Annotated in this window: 22 protein-coding genes and 6 tRNA genes; 2 read left to right on the top strand and 26 right to left on the bottom strand. The window is 61.3% G+C overall.

Annotation, left to right across the window (positions count from 1 at the left end):
- Positions 1-77: 77 nt before the first annotated feature.
- Positions 78-2237 (bottom strand): TonB-dependent receptor, encoded by a 2160-nt coding sequence (locus CLU94_RS22685; protein WP_099667271.1) that lies wholly within the window; start codon positions 2235-2237, stop codon positions 78-80.
- A 382-nt stretch (positions 2238-2619) separates the two neighbouring features.
- Between CLU94_RS22685 and CLU94_RS22680 the strand changes: the two genes are divergently transcribed.
- Positions 2620-4329: a methyl-accepting chemotaxis protein gene (locus CLU94_RS22680; protein WP_099667270.1), complete on the top strand. Its 1710-nt coding sequence runs from the start codon at positions 2620-2622 to the stop codon at positions 4327-4329.
- A gap of 25 nt (positions 4330-4354) precedes the next feature.
- Here the strand turns inward: CLU94_RS22680 and CLU94_RS22675 are convergent, their stop codons facing one another.
- From CLU94_RS22675 to lepA, 17 genes are all read right to left on the bottom strand, one after another.
- Entirely contained in the window at positions 4355-4780 is a 426-nt protein-coding gene (locus CLU94_RS22675; RefSeq protein WP_143451507.1) for a hypothetical protein, read from the bottom strand.
- Between the two features lie 60 nt (positions 4781-4840).
- Positions 4841-6328 carry a SulP family inorganic anion transporter gene (locus CLU94_RS22670; RefSeq protein ID WP_099667268.1) on the bottom strand — a complete coding sequence of 496 codons (1488 nt, stop codon included), beginning with the start codon at positions 6326-6328 and terminating at the stop codon, positions 4841-4843.
- A gap of 279 nt (positions 6329-6607) precedes the next feature.
- Positions 6608-6681 (bottom strand) — tRNA-Cys (locus CLU94_RS22665).
- 42 nt (positions 6682-6723) lie between these two features.
- Positions 6724-6799: transfer RNA gene (locus CLU94_RS22660), tRNA-Gly, on the bottom strand.
- 83 nt (positions 6800-6882) lie between these two features.
- A tRNA-Gly gene (locus tag CLU94_RS22655) sits at positions 6883-6958 on the bottom strand.
- A 56-nt stretch (positions 6959-7014) separates the two neighbouring features.
- Positions 7015-7090 (bottom strand) — tRNA-Gly (locus tag CLU94_RS22650).
- Between the two features lie 71 nt (positions 7091-7161).
- Positions 7162-7237, bottom strand: a tRNA-Gly gene (locus CLU94_RS22645).
- Positions 7238-7329: 92 nt separating this feature from the next.
- A tRNA-Gly gene (locus CLU94_RS22640) sits at positions 7330-7405 on the bottom strand.
- 105 nt (positions 7406-7510) lie between these two features.
- Positions 7511-8095 carry a CDP-diacylglycerol--glycerol-3-phosphate 3-phosphatidyltransferase gene (pgsA, locus tag CLU94_RS22635; protein WP_034749601.1) on the bottom strand — a complete coding sequence of 195 codons (585 nt, stop codon included), beginning with the start codon at positions 8093-8095 and terminating at the stop codon, positions 7511-7513.
- A 127-nt stretch (positions 8096-8222) separates the two neighbouring features.
- The gene (gene uvrC / locus CLU94_RS22630) at positions 8223-10103 is read right to left on the bottom strand and encodes an excinuclease ABC subunit UvrC (RefSeq protein ID WP_077406680.1); all 1881 of its coding nucleotides are present in this window, start codon (positions 10101-10103) and stop codon (positions 8223-8225) included.
- Between the two features lie 35 nt (positions 10104-10138).
- Positions 10139-10534 carry a holo-ACP synthase gene (gene acpS / locus CLU94_RS22625; protein WP_077406683.1) on the bottom strand — a complete coding sequence of 132 codons (396 nt, stop codon included), beginning with the start codon at positions 10532-10534 and terminating at the stop codon, positions 10139-10141.
- A 14-nt stretch (positions 10535-10548) separates the two neighbouring features.
- Positions 10549-11310 (bottom strand): pyridoxine 5'-phosphate synthase, encoded by a 762-nt coding sequence (gene pdxJ, locus CLU94_RS22620; RefSeq protein WP_099667267.1) that lies wholly within the window; start codon positions 11308-11310, stop codon positions 10549-10551.
- Positions 11311-11352: 42 nt separating this feature from the next.
- Positions 11353-12222, bottom strand: coding sequence for a DNA repair protein RecO (gene recO / locus CLU94_RS22615; RefSeq protein WP_099667266.1), 870 nt, complete (start codon positions 12220-12222; stop codon positions 11353-11355).
- A gap of 28 nt (positions 12223-12250) precedes the next feature.
- A complete protein-coding gene (gene era / locus CLU94_RS22610; protein ID WP_099667265.1) occupies positions 12251-13153 on the bottom strand; it encodes a GTPase Era in 903 nt (300 codons plus the stop codon).
- 1 nt (position 13154) lies between these two features.
- A complete protein-coding gene (rnc, locus tag CLU94_RS22605; RefSeq protein WP_077406693.1) occupies positions 13155-13970 on the bottom strand; it encodes a ribonuclease III in 816 nt (271 codons plus the stop codon).
- Between the two features lie 74 nt (positions 13971-14044).
- The gene (lepB, locus tag CLU94_RS22600) at positions 14045-14962 is read right to left on the bottom strand and encodes a signal peptidase I (RefSeq protein WP_099667264.1); all 918 of its coding nucleotides are present in this window, start codon (positions 14960-14962) and stop codon (positions 14045-14047) included.
- A 3-nt stretch (positions 14963-14965) separates the two neighbouring features.
- Positions 14966-16756, bottom strand: coding sequence for a translation elongation factor 4 (gene lepA / locus CLU94_RS22595; protein ID WP_034749621.1), 1791 nt, complete (start codon positions 16754-16756; stop codon positions 14966-14968).
- 95 nt (positions 16757-16851) lie between these two features.
- On the opposite strand from lepA, the gene CLU94_RS28135 reads away from it, so the two are divergent.
- Positions 16852-17040 (top strand): hypothetical protein, encoded by a 189-nt coding sequence (locus CLU94_RS28135; RefSeq protein ID WP_143451506.1) that lies wholly within the window; start codon positions 16852-16854, stop codon positions 17038-17040.
- Positions 17041-17073: 33 nt separating this feature from the next.
- Here the strand turns inward: CLU94_RS28135 and CLU94_RS22590 are convergent, their stop codons facing one another.
- The 8 genes from CLU94_RS22590 to fabG form a co-directional block, all read right to left on the bottom strand.
- Positions 17074-17319, bottom strand: a complete 246-nt coding sequence (locus CLU94_RS22590; RefSeq protein WP_099667263.1) for a glutaredoxin family protein — start codon at positions 17317-17319, stop codon at positions 17074-17076.
- Positions 17320-17374: 55 nt separating this feature from the next.
- Complete coding sequence (locus CLU94_RS22585) at positions 17375-18877, bottom strand: DegQ family serine endoprotease (RefSeq protein ID WP_099667262.1); 1503 nt, start codon at positions 18875-18877, stop codon at positions 17375-17377.
- Positions 18878-19120: 243 nt separating this feature from the next.
- Positions 19121-19456 (bottom strand): sigma-E factor negative regulatory protein, encoded by a 336-nt coding sequence (locus CLU94_RS22580; RefSeq protein ID WP_077406705.1) that lies wholly within the window; start codon positions 19454-19456, stop codon positions 19121-19123.
- 72 nt (positions 19457-19528) lie between these two features.
- Positions 19529-20152, bottom strand: coding sequence for an RNA polymerase sigma factor RpoE (rpoE, locus tag CLU94_RS22575; protein ID WP_171985072.1), 624 nt, complete (start codon positions 20150-20152; stop codon positions 19529-19531).
- Between the two features lie 66 nt (positions 20153-20218).
- Positions 20219-20749: a hypothetical protein gene (locus tag CLU94_RS22570; protein ID WP_099667261.1), complete on the bottom strand. Its 531-nt coding sequence runs from the start codon at positions 20747-20749 to the stop codon at positions 20219-20221.
- Positions 20750-20870: 121 nt separating this feature from the next.
- Entirely contained in the window at positions 20871-22121 is a 1251-nt protein-coding gene (fabF, locus tag CLU94_RS22565; protein ID WP_099667260.1) for a beta-ketoacyl-ACP synthase II, read from the bottom strand.
- 29 nt (positions 22122-22150) lie between these two features.
- Positions 22151-22390: an acyl carrier protein gene (acpP, locus tag CLU94_RS22560; protein WP_008449912.1), complete on the bottom strand. Its 240-nt coding sequence runs from the start codon at positions 22388-22390 to the stop codon at positions 22151-22153.
- A gap of 178 nt (positions 22391-22568) precedes the next feature.
- Complete coding sequence (gene fabG / locus CLU94_RS22555) at positions 22569-23312, bottom strand: 3-oxoacyl-ACP reductase FabG (RefSeq protein WP_035820245.1); 744 nt, start codon at positions 23310-23312, stop codon at positions 22569-22571.
- Positions 23313-23359: the final 47 nt, after the last annotated feature.

The following is a 23359-nucleotide window of genomic DNA, read 5'->3' as shown; positions in this document are numbered from 1 at the left end:
CACATCGCTACCCGCCCACGAAAAAAAACCCGCTCGCGAGCGGGTTTTTGGGGATGCGGCCGAACTGGCCGGCCAAATTACAGGCTGTAGCGCAAGGTCAGCGCCACATTGCGCGGCGCGCCCGGCAAGCTCAGGTTCGGGCTGGAACCGTGGCCCGACACGATGTAACGCGTGTCGCCGATATTGTTGACGTTCAGCTGCACTTCATAGCGGCCCGTGCGGTACGCGGCCATGGCGTCGGCCGTCACATAGCCTGGCAGCACCACCGTGTTGCCCGGATTGGCGAAGCGGCTGCCGACGGCGTTCGCGCCGCCGCCCACCGTGAAGCCGTGGCCCAGGTCTTTCGTCAGCCACAGGTTGGCCGTATTGCGCGATGTCAAGGTGGCGCGCTTGCCCTTGACCGGCACTTCTCTGGCGACGGTGCCGCCCGGCACATTGACGCTCTTGTCCTTGGCGATGGAATCGGTGATGGTGGCGTCCAGGTAAGCGTAGCCGGCCATCATTTTCCAGCCATCGTGCAAGTCCGCGTTGAAGGTCAGTTCCAGGCCATCCGTGCGCTGCGTGCCGACGGGCACGATGCGGTTCGTGATCGGGTCGCTGGTCTTGATATTGTCGCGCTCCAGGCGGAACAGCGACACGGTGGCGTTGGCGCGGCCGCCCCACAGGTCATACTTGGCGCCCACTTCCGTGTTGCGCGTGGTTTCCGGCGCCAGGTCGGCATTGTTGGCGGCCAGGGCGAAGTTCTCGCCGCTCGGCTGGAACGAGCGGCTCCACGACGCGTAGTACGATTGCACGGCGCTCGGTTGCCAGACGAGGCCGGCGCGGGGGCTGTAGGCCGAATCCGTGCGCGACAGATCCGCCGTCGTCACGCCAAGCGCATTGGCCAGGCGCGACTGCTGCTTGTAGCGGTCGTAGCGCAAGCCGGCCAGCGCCTTCCACTCGTCGCTGAAGCTGATGGCGTCCTGCACGTAGGCGGCGGCCGTGTCGTAGGTACCGAAGGTATCACTGCGCGCGCCCAGCTTGCTGCGATCGACGACGGGCAGAACAGGATTGAAGATCGACACGGGCTTCGCAGATGTCGTTACAGCGATGGCGGCCCAACTGTTGGCATCCTTGTTTTGCTTGCCGAATTCGGCGCCGTACAGCACTTCGTGGCGCATGGTGCCCGTGACCAGCTTTTGCGTCAGTTCCGTCTGGTTGAACCAGCCGCTCTCGTCGCGGTTGAGCTTGGCGTGGCCCAGGCTCATCGTGCCCTTGACTTCGTTGACGTTGCCGGAAATATTCGTGTTGTTGCGGTCCAGGTGATAGTCGTAGTAACGGAAGGCATTGCGCAGCGACAAGCTATCGCTGAACTTGTGCGTCAGGGTGGCGGCCGTGGACACCACGCGCGACTGGCTGAAGTCGGCATCGCGGGCGTTGGCGGCGCCGTAATACGTGCCCGCATCGACGGCCACGGGACGGCCTTGGTAGGACGGAATGCCGAAGTCCGTCAGGCGGCGGTCTTCCAGGTAATCGCCCTGCAGCAGCAATTTGGTGGCGCTGGAGAGGCGGATGGCCACGGACGGCGCCAGCGCCGTGCGGTTGATGAATTGCTGGTCGCGGTAGCTGTCCGACAATTCGCGCGCGCCCGTGACACGCCAGTCCACCGTCTCGCCGACACGGCCCACGTCGACTTCGCCGCGGCGCCCTGCTGTGTTCGTCAAGCTCAGGGCCACATCCGCGATATCCACGCCCGGCTTCTTCGTGATGCGGTTCACCAGGCCGCCCGAGGAACCGCGGCCGTACAGCACGGCGGCCGGTCCCTTGATCACTTCCAGGCGCTCCACGTTCGACAGGTCGCGGAAATACAGCGCGTCATCGCGGAAGCCGTCGACGAACTGGTCGCCGATGGCCGTGAAGCCGCGGATGAACACCTGGTCGCGCTGGCCGTCGCCCGTGGACAAGCCCACGCCGGGGATGTTCTTCATGATGTCCTGGATCGACATGGCGTTCTGGTCGCGGATGACGGCGGCCGGCACCACGTTGATCGTTTGCGGCACGTCGCGCAAGGCCATTTCCGTCTTGGTACCGCTGGCGGAGGTGGCGGCCACGTAGCCATCCTTGTCCTTCGACGCCGTCACGGTGACGGCGGGCAAACTTTCCTGCGCCCAGGCCGCCAGTGGCGTGGCGCCCAAGGTCAAGGCGCCCAGTACGGCGATGGTGATCGGTTTACATCCTGGCTTGCGCTGTTGCTGCATACAATTCCCTGGTCGAAGTTTTAATACGAATGATTATCATTAGTATTTTATCAGCCAGCGATGGGAAAAGTAAGGATGAATGTAAGTGATAGTACTTATTAACTAGGTACTTGACGTAAAAAAGCAACAGGAAATCAATATCAAAAAATAATTAAAATTGCCGCCAGAAACTATTTCTCTGCGTCAATGCTATACTTGCGGCTTGCTGGGCAGCGGTCAGCCTGACCGATATGCCCCTTGCTTTACCTCCATCGCCACGCTCAGCGTGGCGCGCCGCACAGCCATCACGCGGCACCCGAAGACCCCGATCCCCTGCGCCTTGCGGCGCCTGTCCGCCCCTGCTGGCGGCGGCGATCATGACTATTAAACTGTTAGGAATTACATGAAAAACCTGAACATCGGCAGCCGCCTTGGCGTCGGCTTTGCTGTCGTATTGCTGTTGCTTGCCGCCTTGACCATCACCGCCCTCGTGCGCATGCAAACGGCCAGCGACCTGACTTACCGCCTCATCAATACCAGCATCAAGAACCAGCGCATGGTGGCCGAATGGTCGAAGATCATTGAACTCAACAGCGTGCGCGGCGTCGCCTCGTTCGAGATCACCGATCCGGTCGTGCGCGCCAAGATCGAGGAAGACTTGAAGGTCGATGCGGAGCGTTCCAGCAAGCTGCAGGACGACATCATCGCGTCCTTGCTCAACCCGGCCGTGATCGAGCAGTTCAAGGTGGTGCGCAAGGTGCGCACCGACTACGTGACGACGCGCGCACGCGCCTTCAAGATGAAGGCCGACGGCGACGTGGCGGGCGCCAAGATCGTGTTCGACAAGGAAGTCGCGCCCATCACCGTGGCTTACCTGGCCGAAGTGAAGCGCTTTGCCGGCATGCAGATCAAGGCGGCCGACGGCGTCGGCGCCAGCATCATCGAAGCTTACAGCGGCACCCGCATCTTCCTGATCACCATGGGCGTGCTGGCCGTGCTGATGGGCATCGGCTTTGCCTGGTGGATCACGCGCTCGATCACCGGCCCCATCCGCGCCGCCGTGAAAGTGGCGGAAACCGTGGCAGCGGGCGACTTGAGCAGCGTCATCACAGCCCAGGGCCGCGATGAAACAGGGCAGCTGATGCATGCCCTGAAAACCATGAACGATAGCCTCGTCGGCATCGTCGGCCAGGTGCGCAGCGGCACCGACACCATCGCCACGGCCTCCGCGGAAATCGCCGCCGGCAACCAGGACCTGTCGTCGCGCACGGAACAGCAAGCCAGTTCGCTGGAAGAAACGGCCTCGTCGATGGAAGAACTGACCTCGACCGTCAAGCAAAACGCGGACAATGCGCGCCAGGCGAATAAACTGGCTGGCGACGCGGCCGGCATCGCCAGCCGCGGCGGCGCCGTGGTGGCCGAAGTGGTCGCCACCATGAGCGAGATCAATACCTCGTCGAAGAAAATCGTCGATATTATCTCGGTCATCGATGGCATCGCCTTCCAGACCAACATCCTGGCCCTGAACGCGGCCGTGGAAGCGGCGCGCGCCGGCGAACAGGGTCGCGGCTTTGCCGTGGTCGCCACGGAAGTGCGCAACCTGGCGCAGCGCTCGGCAGCGGCGGCAAAAGAAATCAAGGGCTTGATCGACGACTCCGTGCAAAAAGTCGACGTGGGCACGGACCTGGTCGACAAGGCCGGCAAGACGATGGAAGAAATCGTGCAAAGCATCGGCTTCGTCACGTCCATCATGAGCGAGATCAGCAATGCCAGCGAAGAGCAGAGCGCGGGCATCGAGCAAGTCAACCAGGCCATTTCCGAAATGGACCAGGTAACGCAGCAGAATGCAGCCCTGGTGGAAGAAGCCTCGGCAGCGGCCGAAGCGATGCAGGAACAGGCGAGCGAACTGGCGCAGGTGGTCAGCGTCTTCCGCCTGGACGCCAATGCGGCGGCCACCGACCGTTTCAGCGTGAAAACCGCACAGCGCGGCGCGCCCGCAGCGCCCGCAGCCGCGCCGGCCCGCAAGGCTACGGCCCCTGCCCTGCGCCTGCCCGTGACGCGCGCCAGCAGCAAGGCAACAAGCCCGGCCGAAGGCGAGTGGGAAGAGTTTTAAATCCGCTTCTGCAAGCCGTGCGGCATCACGCCGCGCGGGCTTGCGCTTGGGTGATCAGTGCCGCCAGCTCGCGCGGCGCGGATTGCCCCAAAAATTCCAGCGCCAGCGCTTCCGGATCGATGGCGGCGTCCGCGGGCATGCCATGCTCGAAGCCGCCCACCATGATGCGGCAAAAATGCGGCGATTCCGCCCGCGTTTCCACATACCAGCAGCCCGCATGGCCTTGCACGAAGTATTCGCCGATAAAATAGCCGAGCATGGTTTTCACCCACTGCCAGCTCTCGTCGCGAATGACGATGGTGCGCATGGCCGCATCGATGTACGGCAGGTATTCGGCCGCGTTCGTCAACACTTCGTGTGCCGGCTGGATGCCCAGGCGCTCGACGAAATTTACCAGCGAAGCGCCCAGCGCGTCATAGTAGGCATCAAAAGCCGTTTGGCTTTGTTGCAATGATTGTTCTTGTTCGTTCGACAGCATTCACACTCCACAGACATTCAGCAATCCAATATTTTACGCCACGCCCACATCCACCCCGGCCCGCTGCAGCAAGGCCTCGTTGCGGGCGGACAGATGCGTCACCTGCAGATGCTTGCCTGCCCTGTCATAGCGCTCATACAGCGATTCGATGGCGGCGATGGCCGAGTGGTCGGCCATGTGCAGGTGCCGGCAGTCGAGGATGACACGGGCCGGGTCCGACGCTGCCTGGAACAGTTCCTGGAAATGCGTGGTGGAAGCAAAAAACAAGGTGCCATGCGGCAGGTAGACGCGCATGCCTTGCGTGCTGTCATCGATGTCGGCACGCATGTCGCGCGCATGTTGCCAGGCAAAATTCAAGGCGGCGATGACGATGCCGCACAGCACGGCCATCGCCAGGTCCGTGAATACCGTGATCACCGTCACGGCGACGATCACCAGCGCATCCTGCAACGGCACCTTGCCCAGCACGCGCAAGGAGCCCCAGGCAAACGTCTGCTGCGCCACGACGAACATCACGCCCACGAGGGCCGCCAGCGGGATGCGCTCGATCAGCGGCGACAGGAACAGGATGAACAGCAAGATCATCACGCCGGCCGTCACGCCCGACAGGCGCGAGCGGCCGCCGGAACTCAGGTTGATCATCGTCTGCCCGATCATGGCGCAGCCGCCCATGCCGCCAAACAGGCCCGAGACGACGTTCGATGCGCCGAGGGTGATGCATTCGCGGTTCGGCTGCCCCCGCGTTTCTGTTATCTCATCCGTGAGATTAAAAGTGAGCAAGGTTTCCAGCAAGCCCACCATGGCCATCAGCGCCGCATACGGAAAAATGATGTGCAAGGTGGCCATGTCCAGCGGCACGGCAGGCCAATGCAGGGCCGGCAAGCCGCCCGCGATATGCGCGAGGTCGCCCAGGGTGCGCGTGGGCAGGTGCAAAACATGGCTGAGCACGCCCACGCCCAGGATGGCCACCAGCGCCGGCGGCACGGCTTTTGTCAGGCGCGGCAGCACGTAGACGATGGCCATGGTGAGCAGCACCAGGCCACCCATCACGAGCAAGGGCGTGCCTTGCAGCCAGGCTTCGCCCTGCGGCGTGGCTTGGCGGAAGTGTTCCAGCTGGGACATGGCGATGACGATGGCCAGGCCATTCACAAAACCCAGCATCACGGGATGGGGCACCATGCGAATCAGCTTACCCAGGCGCAAGATGCCGAATAGCGCCATCAAGATACCGCCGAGCACCACGGTGGCCAGCAGATACTGCACGCCGTGTTGCGCCACCAGCGCCACGATGACGACGGCCATGGAGCCGGCGGCGCCCGAAATCATGCCGGGACGTCCGCCAAAGATGGCCGTCATGGCGCAGATGATAAAGGCGCCATACAGGCCCATCAGGGGATTGAGCTGCGCCACCAGGGCAAAGGCGATGCATTCTGGCACCAGGGCAAATGACGTGGTCAAGCCCGCCAAGACGTTTTTTTGCAGGTTCGAGTACCACTCATCCCGAAAAGTTGTGTTGATCATTGATGCGTATCCAAAGTCGGAACAGGAAAATGCCGGCCGGATGGAGAATAATCAGGCGCGGCCATGCCAGTGGGCGTCACAGAAACGCGGCGCTGAGGTCGAACGGAACAGGAAAGTCGTCAGTGACTACATCGGTATGGCGGAAAGGGGGAGGTTCATCAAGGCGCCAGGCGGCGCGGCTGAGCTTGCCGGCATTATACAAGATGCGCCATCGGCAAAAGCCTGGCCAAAGCGCAGACAAAAAAATAGCCCACTCGAAAGTGGGCTATTTTTTTCATCTGGAGGCGAGGACGGGAATCGAACCCGTCTAAACGGCTTTGCAGGCCGCTGCATAACCTCTTTGCTACCTCGCCAGAGGAACTGCTTGGATGCGCCTTGCGGCCCACCTTGAAAACTGGAGCGGGAGAAGAGTCTCGAACTCTCGACCTCAACCTTGGCAAGGTTGCGCTCTACCAACTGAGCTACTCCCGCATTGGAGCTTGGTTACCGCATAATCGCGCCGCGCATGGCGGCGGATAAAAAAAGGAAGCCAGCTTAGCTTCCCTTTAGAATTCTGGAGCGGGAGAAGAGTCTCGAACTCTCGACCTCAACCTTGGCAAGGTTGCGCTCTACCAACTGAGCTACTCCCGCATTGGAGCTTCTATTTTCTGCTACTGCCATTCTTGCTGTACTGCTTCAGCTTTCGCTGGAGCGGGAGAAGAGTCTCGAACTCTCGACCTCAACCTTGGCAAGGTTGCGCTCTACCAACTGAGCTACTCCCGCATACGAACCGCTATTTTACTGCCTTTTGCTACCGTTTACCAGTGCTGCTTTACTGCTGACCCAGCATTCACTGGAGCGGGAGAAGAGTCTCGAACTCTCGACCTCAACCTTGGCAAGGTTGCGCTCTACCAACTGAGCTACTCCCGCAGTGGACAACATTGTATCAGAAGCTCTACTACATCGCCAGTACTACTTTTTACTGCATTCGCTGTTTTTACCTATGACACGATCCAGAAAACTGGAGCGGGAGAAGAGTCTCGAACTCTCGACCTCAACCTTGGCAAGGTTGCGCTCTACCAACTGAGCTACTCCCGCGTCATCAACAACAGGCCAGCATTATAGAGGGATTACAGGGGCTGTCAACGGGCAATATCTGGTCTTTTGCAAAATATTCCGCACAAAGCAGCCGCCTGCCTGTTCTTAGTGCAGATTTCCAGCCTTTTCCTTGATGAGAGGCCACGCCAGGCGCAAATAGTAAAACATCGACCACACCGTCAGCACGCAGGCGATCCACAGCAGCTTCTCGCCCCACACATGGGTATCGATCGCGCCAAAGATCACTTCGTGGTACAGCAGCAAGGGAATGGCCGTCATCTGCGCGGCCGTCTTGATCTTGCCGATCGAGCTGACGGCCACCGACTTCGAGGCGCCGATCTGCGCCATCCATTCGCGCAACGCGGAAATCGTGATTTCGCGGCCGATGATGATGAAGGCCAGCACGGCATTGACACGGTCCAGTTGCACCAGCACCAGCAAGGCACCCGCCACCATCAGCTTGTCGGCGACCGGGTCGAGGAAGGCGCCGAAGGCCGACGTCTGGTTCCAGCGTCGCGCGAGGAAGCCGTCGAACCAGTCGGTGACGGCGGCAACAATGAAGACCAGGGTGGCAACCAGGTTCTGGTCGCCATGCAGCAGCATCGACGGCGGCAAGTAAAACACGCCGACGACGAGCGGTATCAGGGCCACGCGCAGCCAGGTCAAAAGGATGGGAATATTAAAAGGCATAAGAGAGCAATCGGCCGACGGGTAAATTGAACATGAGGAAAGCGTGAAGAAAGCGCCACTAGTCTACATGGCCACAGGGTATTAGCCTAGTCCGGTTGCCGCGGCACCGGACCAGGCGGCTCTATCATCAGTGCAGCTGCTTGTAGATTTCTTCTGCCAGTTGCGTGGAAATCCCCTCTACCGACATCAGGTCCTCGACGCTGGCGTCGACCACGCCGCGCAAGCCGCCAAAGCGCGACAGCAGCTTCTGGCGGCGCTTGGCGCCGATGCCCTCGATCTCTTCCAGGCGCGACGTCTGGCGCGTCTTGGCCCGCTTGGCGCGCATGCCCGTGATGGCGAAGCGGTGCGCCTCGTCGCGGATTTGCGCGATCAGCATCAGGGCCGCCGATTCCTTGCCCAGTTCCTGGGCCGCGCGGCCATCGACGAACAGCAGGGTTTCCAGGCCCACCTTGCGCCCTTCCCCCTTGGCCACGCCGACAATCAAGCTGATATCGAGTCCCAGCTCGGCGAACACCTGGCGCGCCATTTCGATCTGGCCCTTGCCGCCGTCGATCAAGACCACGTCGGGCATCACGCCATCGCCATTCGCCACTTTCTCGTAGCGGCGCATCAGGACCTGGCGCATGGCCGCGTAATCGTCGCCGGGGGTGATGTCGTTGATGTTGTAGCGCCGGTATTCGCCGTTCTGCATGGCGTGGTGGTGGAATACGACGCACGACGCCTGCGTCGCCTCGCCCTGCGTGTGGCTGATGTCGAAACACTCCACGCGCAGGCTGTCGAGGTCTTCCGTTTCCAGGCGCAGCGCCTCGGCCAGCGCCCGCGTGCGCGATTGCTGCGAGCCCTGCTCCGACAACAATCGCGCCAGCGAAATCTCGGCGCCCTTTTGCGCCATCTCAAGCCATTGGCGGCGCTGCCCCTGCGGCTGGAAGATCAGGTTGATGCGGTGGCCGCACTGCTCCATCAGCGCCACCATCAGGGCCGGCTGGTCGAATTCGATATTCAGGATCAGGGTGCCGGGAATGAATTTTTCCGTGTAGTGCTGGGCCAGGAAGGCGGCCAGCACTTCCACCTCGATCGGTTCCTCGGCAATGGCCGCCGCATCGCTGAGCTGGCTGGGGAAGTAGGCGCGGTCGCCCAGGTGGCGCCCGCCGCGCACCATGGCCAGGTTGACGCAGGCGCGCCCGCCCTGCACCAGCACGGCGAGGATGTCGACATCGGCGTCGCCCGTCGTTTCCATGCTTTGCTGGTGCAGCACGCGCGACAGCGAGGCGATCTGGTTGCGCACCACCACGGCTTGTTCGAACTTCAGCTCGGCGGCAAACGCGTGCATCTTCTTTTCCAGGTCGGCCATCACCTCGCTCTGGCGTCCGCGCAGGAAGCGCGCCGCATTTTCCACGTCGTTCTTATAGTCTTCCTTGCTGATCAGGTCCACGCACGGCGCGCTGCAGCGGCCGATCTGGTGCAGCAGGCACGGCCGCGTGCGGTTGGCGTACACGCTATCCTCGCAGGTGCGGATCAAAAACACCTTTTGCAGGATCTGCATCGATTCCTTGACGGCCCAGGAACTGGGGAACGGCCCGAAATACTGGTTTTTCTTGTCCACCGCGCCCCGGTAATACACCATGCGCGGCGCATCGCCATTGGTGATCTTCAGGTACGGATACGACTTGTCGTCGCGGAACAGGATGTTGTAGCGCGGTTGCAGTGCCTTGATCAAGTTGTTTTCCAGGATCAAGGCTTCCGCCTCGCTGTGCGTGACGGTCGTTTCCAGGCGCGCGATGCGCTCGACCATCATGGCGATGCGGGGACTGGCCAGGTTCTTCTGGAAATAGCTGGAGACGCGCTTTTTCAGGTCGCGCGCCTTGCCGACGTATAGCACCTTGTCGGCGGCATCGAAATAGCGGTACACGCCGGGCAAATTCGGTAGCTTGGCGACGGTGGCCAGCACCTGCGCGCGCGGGTCGGGCGGTGTTTCCGCCAAGGAAGATTCTGGGCTTGCTTCGGTCATTGCTGGCTCATTGCGCACTTATGGCGCACTTATAGTTACCCTGCTTGTTCCACGATCACGAACGCGACCGCATATTCTTCTTCATCGCTGATGGTCACTTGCGCGCTCAGGCGGTGCTGTTCCATGAACTCGGCCAGCACGCCGCTGCAGACGATCATCGGCTTGCCGCTGGGATGGTTCAGCATCTGCGCGGCGGGCCAGGTCATCGGCATGCGCAAGCCCAGGCCGATGGCCTTGGAAAACGCCTCCTTGGCCGCGAAGCGCGTGGCGAGGAAGCGCACGCCGCGCACGGCATTCTTGGCGCTGCGGGCACGGAACTTTTCCAGCTCCTGCGGTCCCAGTATCTTTTTCGCGAAACGCTCGCCGTGGCGCGCCAGGGCCGCCTCGATGCGGGGAATCTTGCAGATATCGGTACCGATGCCGTAAATCATGCTGAGCTCCCTTTTCAGGCCCTGTGGCCCAGGCGCGTGGCCACCATGATAGCCTTCATTTCGCGCACGGCATTTTCCCAGCCGACAAACACGGCGTGCGCGACGATGGCGTGGCCGATGTTCAATTCGGCAATATCGGGAATGGCGGCGATCGCCTGCACGTTGGTGTAATGCAAGCCGTGGCCCGCGTTGACCTTCAAGCCGCGCCCCACGCCGAACAGCACGCCCGCCTTGATGCGTTCCAGCTCGGCCAGTTGCTCGGCGCCTTGCGTATCGGCATAGCGGCCCGTGTGCAGCTCGATCACGGGCGCACCCAGCTCGGCGGCGGCGGCGATCTGTTGCTCATCGGCATCGATGAACAGGCTCACGCGAATGCCCTCGCCTTGCAGCTGCTGCACGGCCGCCTGCACTTCCTTGAAGTAGCGCACCACGTCCAGGCCACCTTCCGTCGTCACTTCCGTGCGCTTTTCCGGCACCAGGCACACGTCCGCCGGCTTGATGCGGCAGGCGAAGTCGATCATCTCTTGCGTGACGGCCGCTTCCAGGTTCATGCGCGTGAGCAATTGCGGGGCGATGGCGATCACGTCCGCATCCTTGATGTGGCGGCGGTCTTCGCGCAGATGCAGGGTGATGGCGTCGGCGCCCGCCTGCTCGGCCAGCAGGGCCGCGCGGATCGGGTCAGGATAGGCGGTGCCGCGCGCATTGCGCAAGGTGGCCACGTGGTCGATATTGACGCCCAGGTCGATGACGGGGCCGGAAGGCTGCAAAAAGCTCATAGTGATGGTATCCGTAAAGTGCTGTCGTGCTGCAAACCGCAGCTACAGCTGCATTAAATCGATCAGTATCTGGCGCGTATTCAAGGTGGCGCCGCCCAGTTGATGGGCCAGCAAAAAGCGCATCAGCAGCTTGCTTTGCGCCTGCGTGGCCACGTCAAGATAATCTTCGCGCTCCATGTCGAGCAGGGTCTTGCCCGTGATCCTGGGCCAGGCATCGCTGGCGCGCGCCGGGCGCGGCCCCCGTTCCGGGTCGACCACATAGACCTGCCCCGCCTCGACGGCCTGGCGCGTGCCCGTGCAGCGCGTCAGGTCGGCCGCCACGCCCGTTTCCTTGAGCAGGGCGCGCTCGAACTTGCGCAGCACGATGGGCGGCGGCTCATTGTGCGCCAGTTGATTCAAGGTGGCAACGTAGTGGTCGAACAGGACGGGATGCGGATCGTCGCGCGCGAGCAATTTGACCAGCAATTCGTTCAAATAGAAGCCGCACAGCAAGGCGGTCTTTTCCAGCGGCAACATACCGCCCACCCATTCGGCGCCCGTCAAGATGCGCAGCTCGGACTTGCCCGTCCAGCCCGCCTGCAGGGGCTGGAAGGTTTGCAGCACGCCGCGCAACTGCGAATGGGGCCGCTTGGCGCCCTTGGCGACAAGCGCGATGCGGCCGTACTCGCGCGTAAACACATCGACGATGAGGCTGGTTTCTTTATGCGGATAGCTGTGCAGCACGAAGGCTGGCTGGCCCGTGATGCGTCCGTCGCGCGCGGGCGGACGGCTGCGCCGGGGCGCGGCAGGAGTGACAGGCGGTGCGGCCGGCGGCAAGATGGCCGCCGGCGCGGGGACCGGTGCAGTGACCGGTGCGGAGACAGCAGACGAGGCTGGCGCAGGATCGTGCTGCGCTGGCGTGGTGGTGCTCATGCGTGTGGCGTCGCCCCCGGGTTGCGGATTACTCGTAGCCGTAGGCGCGCAAGCCCGCCTCGTTGTCGGCCCAGCCCGATTTGACCTTGACCCAGATTTCCAGGTACACGGGGCCGCCGAACAGCTTTTCCATGTCCAGGCGGGCCTGGGTGGAGACTTCCTTCAGGCGCGCGCCCTTGTTGCCGATGATCATGGACTTGTGCGTATCGCGCTCGACCAGGATGGCGGCAAACACGCGGCGCAGATCGCCTTCCTGTTCGAATTTCTCGATCAGCACGGTACTCGTGTACGGCAGTTCGTCGCCGACGAAGCGGAAGAGTTTTTCGCGCACGATTTCCGAGGCGAGGAATTTCTCGCTGCGGTCCGTGATGTCGTCCGGGCCAAAGATAGGCTGGTTTTCCGGCAGGAAACGCTTGATCTCGTCCTGCAAGCCTTCCAGCTGGAAGTGCAGCTTGGCCGAGACGGGCACGATGGCGGCGAAGTCGCGCATGGCGGCGATTTTTTGCGCGAACGGCAGCAGCACGGCCTTGTCCTTCACGCGGTCCGATTTATTGATGACGAGGATGCACGGCACTTCCTTCGGCAGCAGGTCCATCACTTGCTGGTCGGCCGGGCCGAAGGTGCCTGCCTCGATCACGTACAAGATCACGTCCGAGGAAATCAGGGTGTTGGTGACGGTCTTGTTGAGCGTCTTGTTCAGCGCGTTCGAATGGCGCGTCTGGAAGCCCGGCGTGTCGACGTAGATGAATTGCGCGTCCGGCACCGTCTGGATGCCCGTGATGCGGTGGCGCGTCGTTTGCGCCTTGCGCGAAGTGATGCTGACCTTCGCGCCGATCAGCACGTTCATCAGGGTCGATTTGCCCACGTTCGGGCGGCCCACGATGGCGATATAGCCACAGCGGAAGTTGTCGGGCATTTTGGTGGCTGTCATGCTAGTGTCGATTCTGTTTAGTGTGAGCGGCGATCGCCGGGGCAGCAGGGGCTGCCGCGTCGTCGCTCTGGATGGTGGCAATGCCGGCCAGCTTGAGCTGGGCGGCGCGCGGTTTCGGCTTGCGGCTGGCGGCTGGCGACTTCAACAGCGCCTGCTCGGCCACGTCGAGCGCCAGTTTGGCGGCGGCTTGCTCACCGGCGCGGCGGCTTCCGCCACGGCCGTAGACCTGGATGTTCAATTTCGGCACCAGGCATTCGATCTCGAATTCCTGGCTGTGGGCGGCGCCGTGGGTAGCCACCACGTTGTATTGTGGCAGCGAAATTTTCTTGCTTTGCAAAAACTCCTGCAGCAGGGTCTTGGCATCCTTGCCCAGGGTTTGCGGATCGACCGAGTCGAGGATGGGGATGTAGAACGCGCGGATCACCGTGCTGGCGGCGTCGAAGCCCGTGTCGAGGAAAATCGCGCCCAGCAAGGCTTCCAGGGTATCGGCGAGGATGGACGGACGGCGGAAACCGCCCGATTTCAGCTCGCCTTCGCCCAGGCGCAGGAATTGCGACAGTTCCAGCTTTTGCGCGATTTCATACAGCGACTGCTGCTTCACCAGATTCGCGCGCAGGCGCGACAGGTCGCCCTCGTCGATGGACTTGAAGCGTTCGTACAGGATGGAAGCGACCACGCAGTTGAGGATGGAGTCGCCGAGGAATTCCAGCCGCTCGTTATGCAAACTGCTGTGGCTACGATGCGTCAAGGCTTGCTGCAACAGGCCAGCATCCTGGAACGTATAGCCTAAACGGGTTTGCAATAACTGAAGATTCATTGTTGTTTCTGTGTCATCTGAGTAATTCGGCTGGCCGCCGCGCGGGGAATCGGCGCGGCAGCCATAGGGACGGCTTAGTGTATGCCGCCCACGCGTTTCGGATTGCTGAAGTTCATCCACACTAGGAAAGCCTTGCCGACGATGTTCTCGTTCGGCACGAAGCCCCAGTAGCGGCTGTCCGCGCTATTGTCGCGGTTGTCGCCCATCATGAAGTAGTTGCCTGCTGGTACCACACAAGTGAAACCGTCTTCGTTGTAGTCGCACGACTCCTTGTGCGGGAAATCCTTGACTTCGCGCAAGTTCAACGTAGGAGCAGGCTCGTCGTTGAGGATGCGGTGGCTCACGCCCGTCAGGTTTTCTTCCAGCTGCTTGTGGTAAACGGTGCTTTCGTCGTCCAGGTAGTCGTCCAGCGGCGTGTATTGCACTTCCTTGCCGTTGACCGTCAAGCGCTTGTTTTCATAGGTGATTTTATCACCGGGCACACCGATCACGCGCTTGATATAGTCTTGCGACATATCTTTCGGGTACTTGAACACCATGACGTCGCCACGCTGCGGATCGTTGACTTCAATGATGCGCTTGTTGACGATCGGCAAACGAATGCCATAAGTAAACTTGTTGACCAGGATCAAATCGCCCACCAGCAAGGTCGGCACCATCGAGCTCGACGGGATCTTGAATGGCTCGTACAGGAACGAGCGCAGGCAGAACACGAGGGCGATGACGGGGAAGAAGCTGCCCGAATACTCGACCCAGGTCGGCTGGCGCAACAGGGCCGCCTCGATGGTGGCGCGGCTGCCGCCCGCATCGGACTTGATGCCCTCGGCGGCCAGCTTGGACTGGCGCGCATCGAACTCGGCCAGGGCAAGGTCGGCCGCCTTGCGGCGCTGCTTGGACAGATAAAACACATCCAGGCACCAGACCAGGCCCGTCAACACCATCAGCACGAACAGGATTAAAGCGAAATTTCCTAAAATCACTTGCAGGTTCATGTATTAACCATCCACTTGTAAAATTGCCAGGAATGCTTCTTGCGGGATCTCTACGGAACCCACTTGCTTCATGCGTTTCTTACCCGCCTTTTGCTTTTCCAGCAATTTTTTCTTGCGGCTGATGTCGCCGCCATAGCACTTGGCCAGCACGTTCTTGCGCAAGGCTTTCACGTTCTCGCGCGAAATGATGTTCGCGCCGATGGTCGCCTGGATGGCTACGTCGAACATCTGGCGCGGGATCAGTTCACGCATCTTGGCAGCCACCTGGCGGCCGCGGTACTGGCTGTTCGAACGGTGGACGATGATGGCCAGCGCATCGACTTTTTCGCTGTTGATCAGCATGTCGACCTTGACCACGTCGGCCGCGCGGTATTCCTTGAACTCGTAATCCATCGAGGCATAGCCGCGCGACGTCGATTTCAGGCGGTCGAAGAAGTCCAGCACGATCTCGGCCATCGGCATTTCATACACGAGCTTGACCTGGCGGCCGTGGTAGCTCATGTCCATCTGGATGCCGCGCTTGCCGATACACAGGGTGATCACGGAACCCACGTATTCCTGCGGCATGTACAGATTGACCGTGACGATAGGCTCGCGCACTTCCTCGATGCGCGACGGATCGGGCATCTTCGACGGATTGTCGACGTTGATCATGGTGCCGTCGCGCTGGATCACTTCGTACACCACGGTAGGTGCCGTCGTGATCAGGTCCATGTCGAATTCGCGTTCGAGGCGTTCCTGCACGATTTCCATGTGCAGCAAGCCCAGGAAGCCGCAGCGGAAGCCGAAGCCCAGCGCCTGCGACACTTCCGGCTCGTACATCAGGGCCGCGTCGTTCAATTTCAGTTTTTCCAGCGAGTCGCGCAGCGCGTCGTACTGGTTCGCTTCCACGGGGAACAGGCCGGCGAACACTTGCGGCTGCACTTCCTTGAAGCCGGGCAATGGCGCGGCGGCAGGACGGTTGGCCAGGGTGACGGTGTCGCCCACTTTCGCCGCTTTCAATTCCTTGATGCCGGCGATGATGAAGCCCACCTGGCCTGCCGACAGTTGCGGCAAGGATTGCGAACGGGGCGAAAACACGCCGATGTCTTCCACCAGCTGCACCGAATCGGTGGCCATCAGGCGGATCTTGTCTTTTGGTTTCAGGGTGCCGTTGATGACGCGCACCAGCATGACCACGCCCACATAGGCGTCATACCAGGAGTCGACGATCAGCGCCTGCAGCGGCGCATCGGGGTCGCCCTTCGGCGGCGGCACCTTGACGATCAGCTGCTCGAGCACATCCAGCACGCCGAAGCCCGTCTTGGCCGAGCAATGCACGGCGTCGCCTGCGTCGATGCCGATCACGTCTTCGATCTCGGCAATGGCGCTCGGAGGATCCGCGTTCGGCAAGTCGATCTTGTTCAGCACGGGCACCACTTCCACGCCCAGGTCCAGCGCCGTGTAGCAGTTGGCCACGGTTTGCGCTTCCACGCCTTGCGACGCGTCAACAACCAGCAGCGCGCCTTCGCACGCCGACAGCGAGCGCGACACTTCATAGCTGAAGTCGACGTGGCCTGGCGTATCGATCAGGTTCAGATTGTAGATCTGGCCATCGCGCGCCTTGTAGTGCAGGGCCGCCGTTTGCGCCTTGATGGTAATGCCGCGCTCGCGCTCCAGATCCATCGAATCGAGCACCTGCGCCTCCATCTCGCGGTCGGACAAGCCGCCGCACAATTGAATGATGCGGTCAGCCAGGGTCGATTTACCGTGGTCAATATGGGCGATGATGGAGAAATTGCGTATGTTGTTCATTAACTAATATAAGTGCGAAGTTGACGACACTGCTTTAACAGGAATCAGGGGAATCATGTCCGGGCCAAACAGGGCCAGAACCAGGCGCCCCACTCATGATGAAAAAAGCGCTCCGAGCAGGACATCTGCATGCCCAGGCGAGCGCTTTTGAAGCGACAGAAGCTGCTGCCTCGGACAGTAGCTTTTTCGACCTCCCCATTTTACCGGATTTCAGAGTAGAAAGCCCGTCTTATGAGGCCGGCACCGGGCCAAGCCGACATTTTCGGCTGTTTTCAGCACCATAATGGTGCAATGCAGTGTCAATATTGCCATTTAAGCTACGCCAGGCAGCGCCGTACCGCTGCTTCATCGAGGAAATAATGGCATAGCTCGGGCTGCGCCAGGTCACCGAACAGCACCGGCACCAGCTCGTCGAAACGGGCCAGCAGCGAGGCGTCGGGCGACGCATCGATATCGATCACGTCCACGGTGAACGGCTTTCCGGGCGCTTGCAGCAGGAGCAAGGCGTCCAGCATGTCCTGGCATAAATGGCAATAACTGCGGGAATAGAGGGTGAAGTGCATGAAGAAAAGGGAAAGGCATCCCGGCCGGGGCCGGGATGCGGATGGAATCAGAAACTCACTTGGCAGACGGACGCAGCGAAACGAATTGCGCCACGTCGCCACGGCGCACCAGCACGGCCGACGACTTTTTCGGATCGAGCTTGGCCACCAGGGCATTGAACTGCTTGGCGTCTTTCACGGCAACGTTGTTCAATTGCAAGATCACGTCGCCAGGCTGCAAGCCGGCCAGGGCCGCCACGCCGTCGGCATCGTCGACCAGCACGCCAGCCTCGATCTTCAGCTCCTGCTTCTTCGCGGCCGGCACGTCGCTGACTTTCAATCCCAGCGCATTGACAGCTTGCGCTTCCGGCTCCTTGGCGCCCTTCTTCGCCGTTTTCTCGCTTTCCAGCTCGACGACGGTGACGGGAATGTCCTGCTGCGCGCCCTTGCGCCAGACGGTGACCGTGGATTTGCCGTTGACGGCGGCGCCGCCTACCAGGCGCGGCAGGTCGGAGGAACGCTCGATCTGCGCGCCGTTGAATTTCAGGATGATGTCGCCCGGCTTGATGCCCGCCTTGTCGGCCGGCCCGCCCGGCTCCACCATCGACACTTGCGCACCCTTGGCGTTCGGCAAGCCCAGCGATTCCGCCACGTCCTTGCTCACTTCGCCGATCTGCACGCCGATGCGTCCGCGCACGACTTTCCCCGTCTTTTTCAGCTGCTCGCCCACGCGCATGGCTTCATCGATGGGCACGGCAAACGAAATGCCATTGTAGGCGCCGGACAAGGTGGCAATCTGCGAATTGATGCCGATCACCTCGCCACGCATATTGATCAGCGGACCACCGGAGTTGCCGGGGTTGACGGCCACGTCACTCTGGATCAGGGGCAGGTAATCGCCCGTATCGCGTGACTTGGCGGAAATAATGCCGGCCGTCACCGTGTTTTCCAGGTTGAATGGCGAGCCGATGGCGATCACCCACTCGCCCACGCGGATCTTGTTCGAGTCGCCGATGGTCAGGCGCGGCAAGTTGGCGCCCTCGATTTTCAGCAGGGCCACGTCGGTGCGCGCATCGGCACCGATCACCTTGGCCTTGAATTCGCGCTTGTCCGTCAGGGTCACATACACCTCGTCGGCGCCGTCGACCACGTGGGCGTTGCTCAGCACGTAGCCATCGGCCGAAATGATGAAGCCGGAACCGACGCCGCGCTGCACTTCCTGCTCCTGCGGCACGGCGCGGCGGCCGCCACGGGGCGCCTGCTGGCGCGGCGCGGGCATGGCGCCGCCAAAGAAGCGGCGCAGGAATTCCTGCATTTCCTGCTCATCCTGACCGCCCACGCCAGCCCCGGCGCCGCCCATTTTCAGGCGTTCGGTGGTACGAATATTCACCACGGCCGGGCCGACGGCGTCGACCAGGTCCGAGAAATCAGGCAGTTTCACGGCCGGCACGGCGGCCTGCGCCTGTGGCGCCAGGCCCAGCATGGTGGGAGCAAGGAAGACGCCAGCCGTACCGAACAATAAGGCGGAAAGCGTCTTCACTGAAAACGACTTGCTGGCGGCACACATGTTTTTTTTCATGGAAAGGATCTTTTCGAGTATATAAACGGTTCAAAACGCGGATCAGGCGATTGCCTGCGCGCATGATTGGCCGTCATGACGGAAATCCAGGGGCAAACCCACCTGACAGCGCGCATGGCAAACAATGCAACAATATATCGCAAAAGCAAGATATTGCCTGCGCACAGTGTCAATCGTACGGAAGGCCAGTGTCAAGGGGGCGACGGGAAGGTTAAGCCAGGCATAAGATGGACGAGGCGCCCGCTAGCGCTGCGCCAGCGGCCCCGCCTCCAGCGGTTCGGCCACGCCAGGCGGCACGATGCCGGCGGCCAGCGGCGGCAGCGGTTCCGCATGGGCAGCGGACTCTTCTGGTGCCGGCTCCGCGGCCAGGCGGCTGGCCAGGCGCGCATCGAATTGGGCGCTCAGCGCATGGCCGTACTGCTCCGAGCGCAGCACCTCACCGATATGGCGATAGGCATCCCAGGCTTGCCGTCCCGATGGCGTATCGAGGGCGGCAAACGCCAGTTCGAGTTCGCTCGCCGCCAGCTCGCCATCGGCCAGCGCGGAAATAGTCTCGTGCAATCGTGTATGCGTATCCATGATGGGTCCTGCCATTTCAAGAGGATCGGTGCGGAAACCGGGCGCAGCCATGCCAACCTCATACTCTCCAGATTACCAGCGCTTGTCAATCGGCATGTCCAACAACGGCTTCAATTTCTCCGCAATCACTTCGCGCGCGCGAAAAATCCGGCTGCGCACGGTGCCGATGGGGCACGCCATGATCTCCGATATCTCTTCATAGCTCAGGCCCTCGATCTCGCGCAGCACGATGGCCGTGCGCAATTCGATGGGCAGCACATCCATGGCCGCATTGACGGTGGCGGCAATCTGCTTGCTGGCCAGCACCGATTCGGGCGTATTGTTGTCGCGCAATTTATTGCCGTCATCGAAAGACTCCGCCTGCTCGGCGTCGGCGTCGCTGGATGTAGCGGCGCGCCGCCCCTGCGTGACGAGATAATTCTTGGCCGTATTGATGCCGATGCGATACAACCAGGTATAAAAGGCGGCCTCGCCGCGAAAATGGCGCAGCGCCCGGTATGCCTTGATAAAGGTTTCCTGCACCACATCTTCAGCCTCCGCCGGGTCATGCACGAGGCGCGACACCAGGCGCATCAAGCGGCGCTGATATTTCGATACCAGCACATCGAATGCCCGTTTGTCGCCAGCCTGCACCCGCTCGACCAGCAACTGATCATACTCGCGCTCTGTCCTCACGCCCGATGTCCCTGTAGTCATGCAGCGTGGGCGCCTGTATGGATATAGAGTTGGCCCGCTGCAAGAAGTTCAGTGTTCGTCCCACTTTTATTCTTCCCTGTTCCGCGCCGCGATCGCCCTGCAAGCCACGGCCAGCGGGCGGAAGGCGGTGCAACTGCCGCCGCGCTGCACCAGCACCGCCGTGCGCCGTCCGGCGGCATCCGCCAGGCACAGCACCAGCAGCGACGGCCACAGGGTCGAGCCCGGCAACAGGCGCAGCCCCGGCGCCGCCACAGGCCCCGGCCCGGCCGGCTGCGCCTGCCCGGCGGCACCGGCATCCGGCGCCGCGCCATGCTCCAGATATACCGCCAGCCGCAACTGCCCGACCGGCGAAATATCAAGCGCCTGCGGCTTTCTGCGCCGGCGCAGCAAAGCCAGCAAAAACACGCCGCCAGCCGCACTCAGCAAGGCACCGCTCCAGCCCAGCGCATAGCCACCCACCAGCTGGCCGGACGCGGGCAGACTGCGCCAGAGACCGCTCAAGGGCCAGGCGGCCAGCAAGGCGCACAGTCCCAGCACCGCTTGCAACAGGCGCAAACAGACAGGCGTGCGAATGACAGCCGCTACCGCGATCGACATAGTTCATGGGAGAAAAAAGGCGCGCCGGCACCATGCCGGGCAAATTCAGCCGCCAACGAACGTTGGCGGCGAATCAGCGCTCACTACGATTTGACCGTAGCGAGCGCTTGAAAGTTCCTGCTTATTTCGCTTTACCGAAAATCAGCGTGCCATTCGTGCCGCCGAAGCCGAACGAATTTTTCACTGCATAATCGATCTTCATATCACGCGCCGTGTTGGCACAGAAATCGAGATCGCACGCCGGATCCTGGTTGAAGATGTTGATGGTCGGAGGCGACACCTGATGGTGCAATGCCAGGACCGTAAACACCGCTTCCAGACCGCCCGCGCCGCCCAGCAAATGGCCCGTCATCGACTTGGTCGAGTTGACGACCAGTTTCTTGGCGTGATCACCGAAGGTGCGCTTGATGCCCATCACTTCCGCCACGTCGCCTTGCGGGGTCGACGTGCCGTGCGCGTTCAGGTACTGAATCTGATCCGCGTTCAAGCCTGCGTTGTCGAGGGCCGCGATCACCGATTTGCTGCCGCCGCTACCATCTTCCAGCGGCGAGGTCATGTGATAAGCATCTGCGCTCATCCCGAAACCATGCACTTCGGCATAGATCTTGGCACCGCGGGCCACCGCGTGCTCGTACTCTTCCAGCACCATGACGCCAGCGCCCTCGCCCAGCACGAAGCCGTCGCGGTCGGCATCCCACGGACGCGATGCCGTTGCCGGATCGTCGTTGCGGGTCGACAAGGCACGTGCCGAAGCGAAACCGCCCAGGCCCAGCGGCGACACGGTCGATTCGGCACCGCCGGCGATCATGACGTCGGCATCGCCGTACTCGATCATGCGCGCTGCGGCACCGATGCTGTGCAAACCGGTGGTGCACGCTGTAACGATCGCCAGGTTCGGGCCCTTCAGACCATATTTGATCGAAAGGTTGCCAGAGATCATGTTAATGATCGAGGCAGGCACGAAAAATGGCGAGATACGGCGCGGACCGCGCTTTTCGTACTCGGACTTGGTTTCCTCGATCAGCGGCAAGCCGCCGATACCGGAACCGATGATCACGCCGATGCGCTCGGCGTTTTCTTCGGTCACTTCCAGGCCGGAGTCCTGCATCGCCTGGATGCCTGCAGCCATGCCGTAATGGATAAAGGTATCCATATGGCGGGCTTCCTTACCGGAGATGTACTCTTCGATATTGAAACCTTTGACTTCACCGGCAAAATGCGTGGTGAATGGCTGTGCATCAAACTTGGTAATCGTGGCAATGCCGGATTTACCTTCAATGATTGCGCCCCACGCCTCGGCAATAGTATTGCCGACTGGTGAAACGCAACCCAGGCCGGTGACAACAACACGACGGTTTTTAGAACGGCTCAAGCGATTCTCCTGAAGTCGGTCAGACAGGCTTAGGCCTTGACGTGTGCGGTGGCGTAGTCGATCGCCTGTTGCACGGTGGTGATTTTTTCAGCTTGTTCGTCAGGGATTTCCATTTCGAATTCGTCTTCCAGGGCCATCACCAGTTCCACGGTGTCCAGGGAATCGGCGCCCAGGTCGTCGACGAAGGAGGATTCGATTTTGATGTCTGCTTCTGCAACGCCCAGTTGCTCAGCGACGATTTTCTTAACGCGTTGTTCGATATCCGACATGTTATGGCTCCAAAGTGTGTGTTACGGAAAGTGCGCGCATTTTATCAGGTTTGCGCGTCCGAATACTAATTTCGGTGTCTGCTGCTAATTCAACCGAAGCTGCTGCTAAAAGATGCGATTATAGACAAAAACGACCGTTGAATCATGCCACAAACGCCCGCCCTGTCTACCTTTCACATCAATTCATGTACATTCCGCCGTTCACGTGCAGGGTCGTGCCCGTGATATACGCCGCTTGCGGCGAGGCCAAAAAGGCCACGGCCGCTGCCACGTCTTCCGGTTTGCCCAGGCGGGACAGGGGAATTTGCGTCAACAGGGCCGCATGCTGCTCTTCGCTCAGAGCCTTGGTCATGTCGGTATCGATGAAGCCCGGCGCGATGCAGTTCACGGTAATGTTGCGGCTGCCGATTTCGCGCGCCAGGGCGCGGCTCATGCCTTCCACGCCGGCCTTGGCCGCCGCGTAATTCATTTGCCCCGGATTACCCGACGAAGCCACGACCGACGTGATGTTGATGATACGCCCAGTTTTGGCTTTCATCATGCCACGCAGCACGGCGCGCGACAGGCGGCCGACGGCCGACAGGTTCGTCGAGATGACGCTGTCCCACTCTTCATCCTTCATGCGCATGGCCAGCTGGTCTTGCGTGATACCCGCGTTGTTGACGAGGATCGACAGGCTGCCGTAGGTTTTCTGCACTTCATCGACGACGGCCGCGCAGCGCGCCGCATCGGTCACGTTCAGGACCAGGCCCTTGCCCGCCACGCCTTCGGCGGCCAGGTAATCGGTGATCGCTTGCGCGCCGCTTTCCGAGGTGGCGGTGCCGACCACGGTGGCGCCCTGCTTGCCCAGTTCGGTGGCGATGGCGCGGCCGATGCCGCGCGAGGCGCCCGTGACCAGCACGACTTGATTTGCTAAATTCATGAGTATCCTTAAGAGCAACCGCGGCAGGCAGCCTGCCGCGATCTGAT

Origin of the sequence: Janthinobacterium sp. 13 (genome assembly GCF_002749695.1) — a bacterium.
In the GTDB taxonomy this organism is placed as follows: Bacteria; Pseudomonadota; Gammaproteobacteria; order Burkholderiales; family Burkholderiaceae_D; genus Janthinobacterium; species Janthinobacterium kumbetense.
This window is presented reverse-complemented; position numbering and strand designations above follow the sequence as displayed.

Excerpts from the sequence above, each read along its gene's own strand:
- CLU94_RS22685 (WP_099667271.1), bottom strand. The coding sequence starts at position 2,237 with ATGCAGCAACAGCGCAAGCCAGGATGTAAACCGATCACCATCGCCGTA.
- CLU94_RS22680 (WP_099667270.1), top strand. The coding sequence starts at position 2,620 with ATGAAAAACCTGAACATCGGCAGCCGCCTTGGCGTCGGCTTTGCTGTC.
- CLU94_RS22670 (WP_099667268.1), bottom strand. The coding sequence starts at position 6,328 with ATGATCAACACAACTTTTCGGGATGAGTGGTACTCGAACCTGCAAAAA.
- pgsA (WP_034749601.1), bottom strand. The coding sequence starts at position 8,095 with ATGCCTTTTAATATTCCCATCCTTTTGACCTGGCTGCGCGTGGCCCTG.
- uvrC (WP_077406680.1), bottom strand. The coding sequence starts at position 10,103 with ATGACCGAAGCAAGCCCAGAATCTTCCTTGGCGGAAACACCGCCCGAC.
- acpS (WP_077406683.1), bottom strand. The coding sequence starts at position 10,534 with ATGATTTACGGCATCGGTACCGATATCTGCAAGATTCCCCGCATCGAG.
- pdxJ (WP_099667267.1), bottom strand. The coding sequence starts at position 11,310 with ATGAGCTTTTTGCAGCCTTCCGGCCCCGTCATCGACCTGGGCGTCAAT.
- recO (WP_099667266.1), bottom strand. The coding sequence starts at position 12,222 with ATGAGCACCACCACGCCAGCGCAGCACGATCCTGCGCCAGCCTCGTCT.
- era (WP_099667265.1), bottom strand. The coding sequence starts at position 13,153 with ATGACAGCCACCAAAATGCCCGACAACTTCCGCTGTGGCTATATCGCC.
- rnc (WP_077406693.1), bottom strand. The coding sequence starts at position 13,970 with ATGAATCTTCAGTTATTGCAAACCCGTTTAGGCTATACGTTCCAGGAT.
- lepB (WP_099667264.1), bottom strand. The coding sequence starts at position 14,962 with ATGAACCTGCAAGTGATTTTAGGAAATTTCGCTTTAATCCTGTTCGTG.
- lepA (WP_034749621.1), bottom strand. The coding sequence starts at position 16,756 with ATGAACAACATACGCAATTTCTCCATCATCGCCCATATTGACCACGGT.
- CLU94_RS28135 (WP_143451506.1), top strand. The coding sequence starts at position 16,852 with ATGATGAAAAAAGCGCTCCGAGCAGGACATCTGCATGCCCAGGCGAGC.
- CLU94_RS22590 (WP_099667263.1), bottom strand. The coding sequence starts at position 17,319 with ATGCACTTCACCCTCTATTCCCGCAGTTATTGCCATTTATGCCAGGAC.
- CLU94_RS22585 (WP_099667262.1), bottom strand. The coding sequence starts at position 18,877 with ATGAAAAAAAACATGTGTGCCGCCAGCAAGTCGTTTTCAGTGAAGACG.
- CLU94_RS22580 (WP_077406705.1), bottom strand. The coding sequence starts at position 19,456 with ATGGATACGCATACACGATTGCACGAGACTATTTCCGCGCTGGCCGAT.
- rpoE (WP_171985072.1), bottom strand. The coding sequence starts at position 20,152 with ATGACTACAGGGACATCGGGCGTGAGGACAGAGCGCGAGTATGATCAG.
- CLU94_RS22570 (WP_099667261.1), bottom strand. The coding sequence starts at position 20,749 with ATGTCGATCGCGGTAGCGGCTGTCATTCGCACGCCTGTCTGTTTGCGC.
- acpP (WP_008449912.1), bottom strand. The coding sequence starts at position 22,390 with ATGTCGGATATCGAACAACGCGTTAAGAAAATCGTCGCTGAGCAACTG.
- fabG (WP_035820245.1), bottom strand. The coding sequence starts at position 23,312 with ATGAATTTAGCAAATCAAGTCGTGCTGGTCACGGGCGCCTCGCGCGGC.